Here is a 10257-nt window from a genome sequence, read left to right on the forward strand (position 1 = left end):
CATCCGATATCTGGTCCGTTTCGGGGGGTTCGGGGTGGTTTATAAGAGACACACCCAGCACACCCTTCTTTTTGTCTGGACCGCAACCGCCGATTCCATCCTTCAGAAAGTGGCTCGGTTATGTAAAGTTATTTCTGGGACGGAACACTAGTTTCGCGCTTATTTGCGCGGACTTCGCTTCTTCCTTTCGCGCGATTCAAGACCAGTATCGACAGGCGTAAAGGGTGCCTGAAACCGCGCGACGAGAAAGTCGATAAACGCATGCGCGCGCCGTCTGGTTTCGTTGACGCGGATAGTAGACGAACAGATCGGCCGACGGCAACACGGTATTCGGCAACACGAGATGAAGCCGTCCGCTTTGCACGTACTTCGCCAGATCCCATTCGGAGCGGATCAGGACGCCGTGTCCGTCGAGCGCCCAGCGCAACGCGATATCGCCGTCGTTGCTGGACAGCGTGCTCTTCACTTTGATCGCCTCGATATGGTCGTTCACGATGTAGCGCCACACGCCATACGCATCGTCGTTTTGCCGATGGATGATGCACCGATGTTCCGCCAGATCTTCCACGCGCTCCGGCGTGCCGTGCTTTTCGAGATACTTCGGCGATGCGCATAGAAAACGCCGGTTGCTCATGATGCGTCGCGCGCTCAGCCGGCTGTCGGGCAATTCGCCGAAGCGGATTGCCATATCGAACGCGCCTTCGATCAGATCGACGGGACGATCCGTCACTTCGAACTGAACCTCGACACTCGGGTAGCGCTTCGCGAACTCCGACACGAGCGGCGCGATCGTCGTGCGCCCGAAGCCGAGCGTCGCGTTGATGCGCAACAGGCCGTGCGGATCGCGCTTCGCGCCCGCAATCGCTTCTTCCATCTCGCGCACTTGCCCGACGATCTGCGACGCATAGCGCAGATACGTTTCGCCTTCGGGCGTCAGACTCACGCTGCGCGTCGTGCGGTTCACCAGCCGCACGCCCAGCCGCTGTTCGATGACGCCGAGCCGCTTGGTTGCCGCGGGCGGCGAGAGATCGAGCGCGCGCGCCGCGCCCGACAAACTTCGCAGTTTTGCCAGGAGGATGAAGAATTCGAAATCGGTCGCGGTCTGCGTTTCGGTATTCACCAGAGGTAAAAAATGAAATGAACCAAAGTGCAGTGTAGCAGCGACGTCCGAGGTTAAGCTACCTGCCACATCGAACCTCTGGAGACCGCAGTTATGCGTATCGTCGACATCCGCGAAAAGACCGTGCCGATCAGTTCGCCCATCCGCAATGCCTATATCGATTTTAGCAAGATGACGCTGAGTCTCGTCGCGGTTATCACCGACGTGATACGCGACGGCAAGCCGGTCGTCGGCTACGGCTTCAATTCGAACGGCCGCTACGGACAAGGCAAGCTGATGCGCGAGCGCTTCATTCCCCGCATCCTCGAAGCCGATCCGGATTCGCTGATCGACGACGCGCGCGACAATCTCGATCCCCACAAGATCTGGGCGACGATGTTCACCAACGAGAAGCCCGGCGGTCACGGCGAGCGCTCGGTCGCGATCGGCACCATCGATATGGCGATCTGGGATGCCGTCGCGAAGATCGAAGGCAAGCCGCTGTTTCAACTGCTCGCGGATCGCTATGGCAAGGGTTAGCCGGATCGCAAGATATTCGTGTATGCGGCGGGCGGTTATTACTATCCCGGTCAGGATCACGGCAAGCTGAAGGACGAGATGCGCAGCTATATCGACCGCAGTTATACGGTCGTGAAGAAGATCGGCGGGGCATCGCTCGATGAAGACTTGCGCCGTATCGATTCGATTCTCAGCGTGCTGCAAGACGGCCAGAAGCTTGCGGTCGATGCCAACGGCCGCTTCGATCTCGATACCGCGATCCGCTATGCCAAGGCGCTCTCGCAATACGATCTGTTCTGGTACGAGGAAGCGGGCGATCCGCTCGACTTCGAACTGCAAGCCACCTTGCGCAACTACTACGACAAGCCGATGGCGACCGGCGAAAACCTGTTCTCGATGCAGGATGCGCGCAACCTGATTCGCTACGGCGGCATGCGCGCGGATCGCGACTGGCTCCAGTTCGATTGCGCGCTGAGCTACGGCCTCGTCGAATATCTGCGCACGCTCGATATGCTGCGTCAGCACGGCTGGTCGCCGAGCCGATGCATCCCGCACGGCGGTCATCAGATGTCGCTGAATATCGCGGCGGGTCTGGGGCTCGGCGGCAACGAATCGTATCCCGACTTGTTCCAGCCTTACGGCGGTTTCCCCGATGGCGTCAAGGTCGAGAACGGCTATATCACGATGCCGGATTTGCCGGGCATCGGCTTCGAAGGCAAGGCCGATCTGATCGTCGAGATGCAGAAGCTGTCGGCGTAAAACGCCTCAATCCGTGGGCTTTCCCGTCAGCGCGATGCGCGCCTTCGCCTCGGGACTGCCCTCGACGTAATACTTGTCGGCCCAGTGTCCGTCCGCTTGCAGCGCGAGCTTCACATGCGCGCCGCCCTTGCGCTTGGACATGATCGCCAGCGCCCGCGCGCGATAGTGCTCGTAGAGCCGCAAAAACTCCGCGAGATAGATCGCCGCGATGCGCGCGTCCTTGATCTCCAGCAGATTCTCGTCGTTCATATGCTCGGAGTTGTTGCTCATGTTCGCCGAGCCGGAATAGACGATCGGGTTCGTGCCTTCCGCATCGATCACGAGGAACTTGTGATGGATGATCACCGGCGGAAAGGGCGGACGCTGCTCGCCGGGAAACAGTTGCATTTCGACATCGAAGCCTTCGGGCACGGTCGCGCTGGTGAAGTAGCGGCCATCGACCACGTCGCGATTCTTCTTGCTGCGGTGATACAACTCGATCGCCGCGAGTTGCGTCGTGTTCACCTTGTCGCCTTGCTTCTGCTTCGCTTCGCCGGTTTCGGCCGCGTGCTGTGAAATCGCGTTGACGAGGCCGAACATCATCAGGCCCTTGTCGCCGGCGGCGAAGCAGGCATCGCGCAAGGCTTGATCAGTCGGCGAGAACAGACAGAACAGCACCGAATGCTTCGCTTTTCCGATGGCGTCGACGATCGTGTCGATCTGCGTGCGCTTGTCGCTCGGCTCCGGCGAAAACGACGCCCGCACCGACGCCTGTCCGACCTTGATCGCCGGGCTCCAGCCGGTCGACAGCTTGCGCGTCGCGGCATGCGTCGGATCGCTCGCGATCGCCTGCGCGCGATCGCTGTACAACTGCGCGAGTTCGGGCGATTCGAGCAGATGCAGCAGATTCGCCTGCTCGGTCAGACCTTCGGTCGTGAAATTTGCCGATCCGGTCAGCAGCCTGTCTGGCTTCGCTTGCGTCCCTTTCGTGTCCGTGACGATGAACTTGTCGTGCATGATGTTCGTCGCTTGGCGCGGATAAAAATCGACCAGCTTGCCAAGCGCATCGACCGCGGGCTGATTGGGCGACGGCGGCTTGGGCTTGCCTTTGGCGGCATCGCCGGGATGCGAGTCGTAGACGATGGCGGTCGAATGCGCGCCGTGCGTCTGCGCGAACTTCTTGATGGCGGGAATCGCCCACAACTCGTCGGTCAGATGATAGATGGCGGACGCCGCACGCGATGCCACGTCGAACGCGGCGGCGAAGGTCGTCTCGAGATCGTTGGCGAGCCAGGTGCGTAGCGCCAAAGCCTTGGCGGGCGGCGGCGTCTTGGCCGGATCGAGGCCCATCGCCTCGACCTTGCGGCTAAACGCCTGCGAACTGACCACCGCGCGATTGAACCACGTGCCGATGCCGTCCTCGATATGCGCGGGCAGCACGATTTTCAGCGTCGTCGCCTGATCGTTGAGCAACTGCGGTGTGTCCGGCTTGCCGACCACCGGCGTCGCAGTGTAAGTGAACGGCCTCTGCCGATCCGGCTCGTCGATGCGCGCGTCCCACCACATGAACTTCTGGATCGGCGCGAGATTCGACGGCGCGTCGGGCTTGCCCGTTTGCACCGGACCGTCGAAGGTCAGGCGGTTCGGCAGCCAGCTTTCGTCGGCGCGATGCTTGCGGTCCGCGCTCCAGAAGCCCGGCGCGCGGCTGATCGCGAAGCCCAGAAAGTCGTCGCGAGTGTGATGTTCGTCCCAGTTCAGCGCGAGCAGGACGAGCGTCGGCGACAAATACGCGCGTAATTCGATGGCCATGCTTTCTCTCCCGAAAGTCTGGCCATGCTATGAGGGATTTGTGACAGCAGACGAATAGCGCCGATCAAATGCGCGGCGACGCGCCTGGCGCGCCGTGGATCCCATTTGCCGGGAAAGCGGGCACGCGCTTCTCGTGCAAGGCGGGCGCCGCGCGGTCGATGCGAATCTCCTCGGGGCGCGGCCGGCGATACTTGCGTCCCCATTCCGTCGATGGCCGCGCGCGCGGATCGGCGCAGAAGCGCTCGAATTCGCGCCAGGCGTCTTCGTAGTCGGCGGCGCGGGTCAGCTCGAAATGACGGCCTTCCGCGACGCTCGCGGCGATCGCCATGAACTGCTGCAACAGCGGACGGCTGACGTCGCCGACATAGGCGTCGGCGTCGCGGCCGGAACGCTCGTTGGCGGCGTAGAGCATGCGCCGCCACGCGCCGAGCGCGCTTTCGCAGTGAAGACACGGGTCGCAGCGCGCGCCGCCCGCGAGTTGCGCGCCGGCTTCGCAGGCCGCGACGGAATATTCCTCCAGACGCGACAGCTTGATCCACGCCGCGCGCGACAGCGAATCGACCATGCGGCCGTCCGCGTCGATAGGCGGATCGAACGGCGTCGCGCCGACATCGGCGTTCGGCTCGACGATCAGTTCGACGCCATCCGCATGCAGCATGATGCGCGCGCCGAAATCGGAGATGACCATCGCGAGACGGCACGCCCAGCGCAGGCTCATGTCGCGCAGCCACGCTTCGTCCGATGTGCGCATCGCCGCGGCGACTTCCTCGCGCGCGTCCGCAAGCCATCCGCTTTGCCCGATTACCTCGATTCGGCTCATCGTTTCCTCGCGACGCTGTCGTGGAAGGTGCAGCTTAATGCCTGTCGATAGAGTATGTCGTCGAAACTGCCGGGGAATTCGTCTGCGTTATTCGCAGCAGATGGCGGCATCGCATAGCGTAACCGACATGGATGACCGATTGCCGAAAGTCAGGCGATTGCCGAGATCGATCCGCGAAGGGCGTCGTCACGCTGGTTTGCTGCTGCGATTCAGGCAAAGTTAAGAACTTTAAGCGGCAAACTCGACGAAAGCAGCGTGTATGATTTTAGCGTTCCCGAAACTTCAATCTTCGCTATCCTGATCGATCATTTTGGATAGTCGGCAAGGAAGATTTCCGGATCGTTCAAGGCTCAACGGCCCGATTGTCATTTCGCTATTCGAGGTGTTTTACATGATTCAGATCGATCGCAACGCATTGGCTCAATCCCGCATCGCCGGTGGCGCCAGCAAGGCGAGCGCGGCTGCTGCCATCGCTTCCAACGTGTTCCCGAGCGCGGACACCACGACGACCACGACCCAGATGAGCGGTTCGACCAGCTCGCTCATCATCCTCAACGGTCAGACCGTGGTGAACGAAACGCATACGTTCACGGCCTGAGCGTAGAGCGTAGCGTGGTGAAAAAAGGCGGATCGTTCGATCCGCCTTCTTGTTTTTCCGCATCACACCGTTTTGGCGTTGGCGCGGTTTTGCAGTTCGCGGGTGGTTTGTCCCGCACCGTCCGGCGTCCAGCCCGGCGGGCGCAGCAGAAAGCCTATTGCGTGACTCAGGCTCTTCGCGTAAAACATGTCTTTCGCGAGACTCGCCCAGTGCTCCAGTTCCACGATGATCGGATTATGCGAGGTCGTCGGCGTAGTCAAACCGTAGCGGCAAGGTTCGTCGGCGCGTTCCGCGACGTAGTGCCGAACAGCCGGTCGAACACGATCAGCACGCCGCCGAAATTCGCATCGAGGTAACGTTCGTTCGACGCGTGATGCACGCGATGCGCCGACGGCGTATTGAACACCTACTCGAGCCAGCCGAGCTTCGGAATCCATGTCGCGTGCAGCCAGAACTGATAGAGCAGGTTGATCGACACGACCGCCATCACCACTTCCGGCCTCACGCCGAGCCACGAGAGCGGCGTGAAAAAGAGGCCCGAACCGGTCAGCTTGGTCAGCCAGCCGAGCCGATACGCAGACGATAGCGTCAACTGATTGGGCGAATGATGTACCGCATGATTGGCCCAGAAAAAACGCACCGTATGCGCGGCGCGGTGATACCAGTAATAGCAGAATTCCTGTCAGACGAAGAGCAGCGCGAGCGCGGTATTCATCTCGACGGTATAAACGCGATGCTGCCACGCGAAGTTGAACACCGGCGTCGCGAGGGAAAGCGGCAGCAGCGCGACCAGTTTGCGTCCGACGAGATCGGCGAGCGAAATCCAGTATTCGTGCCACTGAAACGCTCGCTCCGTGCCTTTGAATGTGCGATGCAAAACGATGGCTTCGATCAGCGAAGCCGCGATAACGACGATCATCATGATCGCCGTGAGTGTGCCGATCAGTTCCATGATGCGTGGCGTGGGCCGGGTGGGTTGCGAATGAACCCACTTTAATCACCGGCCCGCGCGAACGCCACGCGCAAGTTATTTCACGGCATGTCACCGCCGCGCGATGCGGCGTTTGCGATGTGCGTCAGAACTCGAAGCGCGCGTTGACCGACACCGTGCGCGGCTCGCCCGGCTGGATATAGTCGGCGTACTGGTATTCCCAGTAACGATGATTCGTCAGATTGTCGATCGCCGCGCGCACGCCGACGTTATGTCCGGCGAGCTTGGTCGTGTAGGTCGCGCGGAGGCTGTAGATCATGTAACCCGGCACCTTGATGTCGCCCGACGGCCGCAGGCTCGTGTTGCCCGTGAACTTCGCGCCCGCGCCGACGGTCAGGCCCGGCACGACCGGCACCGCGTAATTCACATGCGCCGTCGCGACAAAACCCGGCGCGCCCGCGACGCGATTGCCGTCGAAATCGGAACCTTTGTGAGCGATCCATGCACCTGTTCATACCAGCCCTCGGGCGAATAAACTCCAAACATGTAGTCACTGACCAGTTCGAGGTCAGGGAGCGACAACCATTTGAATTCCACGGCGTCGTTTGTGCCAATGGTCTCGATATAGCGAACGCAATCGCGGAATTCCTCAGGGCTATAACTTCGGATACGCAACCCTAGATCCTCTCGATAGCCACCTCGCAACTTGTCACCATAGTGTTCATCGTATAGCGCAAATGCTTCAGCAATGTGCTTTCGTCTGATCGGCAAATAAGCATCGACGAGATGAAACACGGCCACTAGCCCCACCTGCTGCACAGGTTTGGTCGTGTCGGCTTCATCCATGAAGGTGAAGTTCCAGCGCTCGGCTTCGAACGCATCGAAGAATTCTTTTTCGTTCATTTTGTATGCCCCGGTGCATCGGGCCAAAAGAGGTAATGCTTTTCGCTTTGGGGTTGATACTGCTGCTGCCTTTCCCAATCCCAGTAAGCCCCCGAACTGCGCTGCTGTTCAGGGGACAGGGCTGGCGGGTTTGCTTGAAGCATGTTGACGGGCTGCGCCGCCAACTTGTCGACCGTAGCTGCGGCTGCTCCCGTCGCGCCTGCCGCACGAGCGGCGCGGGCGATTCGGGCGGCGCGCAGATAACGGTCGAACTCAATGACCTTGGCCCCCGCATTGGCCGCGATGGTGGTTTCTTCCGCAGCTGCCCCGCCACCTACAACGACCGGCGCAGTGGCAATAGCAAGCGCACCGGCGCCAGCGGCCACGAACGGCGCGGCTAGCGTCATTTCGATTTGCGCCACGTTTTGACGGCGGCGTGCGTCTGCATCGGCGGAATCGGGTAACGCGCTCATCATGGGTGTGCCCGGCGGTGCGGGTCGGATTTCGAGTTGACGGCGCGCCAGATCGTGCTCGGCGTCAATCATGCCGACCAGCAGTTGATAAGGATCGGCCATCGCACGGGTCGGCAGACTCATCGCCTTAGCGACGGGCTTGTAGACCGGTTCCTTTTGCGCGGTGCGCATCCAGTCACGTCGCAAGCGCTTGTCGGCAATCTCACAGCGGCTTGTTGCGAGCAGCCGAAAATTGCTTTTCAGGCCAGCAATGTTCTCGTATGCACGCTGTTGCCTTTCCGTGAGGCTGTCTCTCGGAAACTTCATTTCAATCACACACGCCAGATTGGGCTGGCTGTACTGAGCCGCGCCCGGATTCGTGAAGCTATGCAGTCGCAGCACATCGGGAATGCGCAACAGCCCGCGCACGCCGCCCTGTGCATCGGTCCATACGCGTGTCTCCGCATCTTCTGGCAGCGGCAAGGCGATGCTCGCTTCCAGTTCATCCTTGCCTAACAGATCGCGATCAACCTCAAGTGTGGTGTAATCAGGCGTCGCCTTGCTGGTGATTTGCTTATAGAACGAAAGCGGGAACCGACTAGGCCGCCAGTCCTGCTTTCGACTCATCAGCGGCTTGGGCGGTGATGCAGTCATGTCATAGCCCACTTCGCCGCAATAGGGAAAGCGATACCGTCGGTCAAGATGCGGTGCTCGCCATTGAGCGCAATCATTCGATCAGTGTCGGCAAGGATCGCGTTGAGCAGGTCGGCAATCATCGGAAGGACCAGACGACGGCCAATCACATCATCGATGTGGGCGGGCATGTCAAGCAGACCGTACAGGGCGGGGACAAGCTCATAGCGGGCCAAAGCATCGAGCGGCAGACGCAGCGATACGAGTTGCAGGCGGGTGATCGTGCAGTGTTTCGTGGGCCGGGTGGCACGATCACGCTCGATGGCAGCGGCATCACCATTGAAGGTATTGCGATTCGCTTCAAGGGGCCGCTGACAGCCGGCAGCGCTGGCGCGGGTAACTTATGGCGCACAGTCGGCAGTCCGCAATCGGGCCTGCCCTCCGATGTCGAGACCGTGTTTCTGGACCATCGCTACCACGATAACGAGGGGCTACGCGAAGCGTCCTACGTGCTCCATCTGGCCGACGGAAGCCAGCGCCACGGCCAACTCGACGCCGAAGGCAAGGCGACCGAAACCGGTGTTCAGGGCGGTGGCGCATGGGTGCAATACGCGCCTGCCGGCTTCGGTTACGCCCGTCGCGATCAAATCCCCACGATCAACCACAATCCGAGCCCGAGCGACAGTTTTGACGCTCGTATCGAGCGTTACATCGTTCGCGAAGAGACTGCCGAATAAGAAAACTACGCATGAACGCTGTCGTTGAAGATGCCGCCCCCGGCGGTATGAGTTGGACGCGCTTTAAGGCTTTTGCTGTCGATACCGGTCAATGGATTTGGGGCACCGCGCAAGGCGCTTTCAACACCAAGGCCATGATTTCGCAAATTATCGTCGATGCCATCGTCGGCATGATTCCTCTGGTGGGCGATGCAACCGCCGTGCGCGATCTTATCGCTGTGTCGGCGGGTTTGATCGACGAACCGGAGAAGCGCGACGACAAATGGGAATGGGCGCTGCTTGTCGTGCTGCTGCTCGCGCTGATCCCAGTGTTCGGGGGCGTCGCCAAGGGTGTGGGGCGGCTCGTTATCAGTGGCGTGCGTACCAGCGAAGCGACCGCCAAGCTCGCCAAGGATATCGTCGAGGTGCTCAACAGGATCGGCCACGGCAACGCCGAAAAATGGCTGTTGGAACTGCGCTTCGCGGACTATCAGGCCAAGGTCGTCGATGTGCTCAACCGTTACACGAGCGCCATGATCGATGGCATCACTACCATTCGCAAGCGCATGGTGCTTTCGGCAGGTTTGGCGAATCGGCTCGACTGGTTGAGCCAAGGCATGCAGTGGCTCAAAAAAGAAGGCGTGAAGCGTATTCCCGATGCAGTCAAGGAGCTGGATCAGAAATTACGCGAGGTGCACCGGCCGCCTCCGACAAGCTGCGTGAATTGGGCAGGAAAGTCGCCGCTACGCAGAAGCCCGAGTCGTGGACCGACCTCGCGGTAGGGATGGCCTTCGAAATAAGACCGACAGGCTGGAAGGACGCCAACGGCGTCCACGGTTATCTGCGCCCACCACGCCAACACACCATACAAACCATGAAGCTCGGCGCACGCGAGCAAGCTGGTAAGACAGAGGAAACCATACGATGAGTACCTAGTCGGGCCTGCAAAATTGAATTTGCCGGAATGGACCCAACGACGCAGTCTGGTGCAGACGTAAACGCACATCTCAGCCAGGTCTGCAGCGCACGAGTAGAGGTTGAGGCATGACGTTGAGCTGAA

8 protein-coding genes and 3 pseudogenes are annotated in these 10257 nt (G+C 60.5%); 4 read left to right on the forward strand and 7 right to left on the reverse strand.

Annotated elements, in window-relative coordinates; translation table 11 throughout:
* Positions 1-159: 159 nt before the first annotated feature.
* Positions 160-1120, reverse strand: a pseudogene (locus BVER_RS24505) (LysR family transcriptional regulator).
* 93 nt (positions 1121-1213) lie between these two features.
* Between BVER_RS24505 and BVER_RS24510 the strand changes: the two are divergent.
* Positions 1214-2377 (forward strand): annotated as a pseudogene (locus BVER_RS24510) (mandelate racemase/muconate lactonizing enzyme family protein).
* Positions 2378-2383: 6 nt separating this feature from the next.
* Here the strand turns inward: BVER_RS24510 and BVER_RS24515 are convergent.
* Positions 2384-4165: a phospholipase D-like domain-containing protein gene (locus BVER_RS24515; protein ID WP_050455491.1), complete on the reverse strand. Its 1782-nt coding sequence runs from the start codon at positions 4163-4165 to the stop codon at positions 2384-2386.
* Positions 4166-4229: 64 nt separating this feature from the next.
* Positions 4230-4985: a hypothetical protein gene (locus BVER_RS24520; RefSeq protein WP_050455492.1), complete on the reverse strand. Its 756-nt coding sequence runs from the start codon at positions 4983-4985 to the stop codon at positions 4230-4232.
* 391 nt (positions 4986-5376) lie between these two features.
* Here BVER_RS24520 and BVER_RS24525 point away from each other — a divergent pair, with 391 nt between their 5' ends.
* Positions 5377-5583, forward strand: a complete 207-nt coding sequence (locus BVER_RS24525) for a hypothetical protein (protein WP_157056208.1) — start codon at positions 5377-5379, stop codon at positions 5581-5583.
* A gap of 62 nt (positions 5584-5645) precedes the next feature.
* On the opposite strand, the pseudogene BVER_RS24530 reads toward BVER_RS24525, so the two are convergent.
* The 4 genes and pseudogenes from BVER_RS24530 to BVER_RS24545 form a co-directional block, all read right to left on the reverse strand.
* Positions 5646-6535 (reverse strand): annotated as a pseudogene (locus BVER_RS24530) (sterol desaturase family protein).
* A gap of 124 nt (positions 6536-6659) precedes the next feature.
* Entirely contained in the window at positions 6660-6941 is a 282-nt protein-coding gene (locus tag BVER_RS24535) for a TonB-dependent receptor (protein WP_050455494.1), read from the reverse strand.
* Positions 6938-7417, reverse strand: a complete 480-nt coding sequence (locus BVER_RS24540) for a hypothetical protein (RefSeq protein WP_050455495.1) — start codon at positions 7415-7417, stop codon at positions 6938-6940. The genes BVER_RS24535 and BVER_RS24540 overlap by 4 nt, the downstream gene beginning before the upstream one ends.
* On the reverse strand, positions 7414-8502 hold the full coding sequence (locus BVER_RS24545) for a VRR-NUC domain-containing protein (RefSeq protein ID WP_050455496.1): 1089 nt from the start codon (positions 8500-8502) through the stop codon (positions 7414-7416). The genes BVER_RS24540 and BVER_RS24545 overlap by 4 nt, the downstream gene beginning before the upstream one ends.
* Positions 8503-8555: 53 nt before the next feature.
* Between BVER_RS24545 and BVER_RS24550 the strand changes: the two genes are divergently transcribed.
* Both BVER_RS24550 and BVER_RS24555 read left to right on the forward strand, forming a co-directional pair.
* Positions 8556-9218, forward strand: a complete 663-nt coding sequence (locus BVER_RS24550) for a hypothetical protein (protein ID WP_050455497.1) — start codon at positions 8556-8558, stop codon at positions 9216-9218.
* Positions 9219-9229: 11 nt separating this feature from the next.
* Positions 9230-9979, forward strand: a complete 750-nt coding sequence (locus tag BVER_RS24555) for a hypothetical protein (RefSeq protein WP_157056209.1) — start codon at positions 9230-9232, stop codon at positions 9977-9979.
* The last annotated feature ends 278 nt before the right edge of the window (positions 9980-10257 follow it).

Source organism: Candidatus Burkholderia verschuerenii (genome assembly GCF_001189365.1).
Classification (GTDB): Bacteria; Pseudomonadota; Gammaproteobacteria; order Burkholderiales; family Burkholderiaceae; genus Caballeronia; species Caballeronia verschuerenii.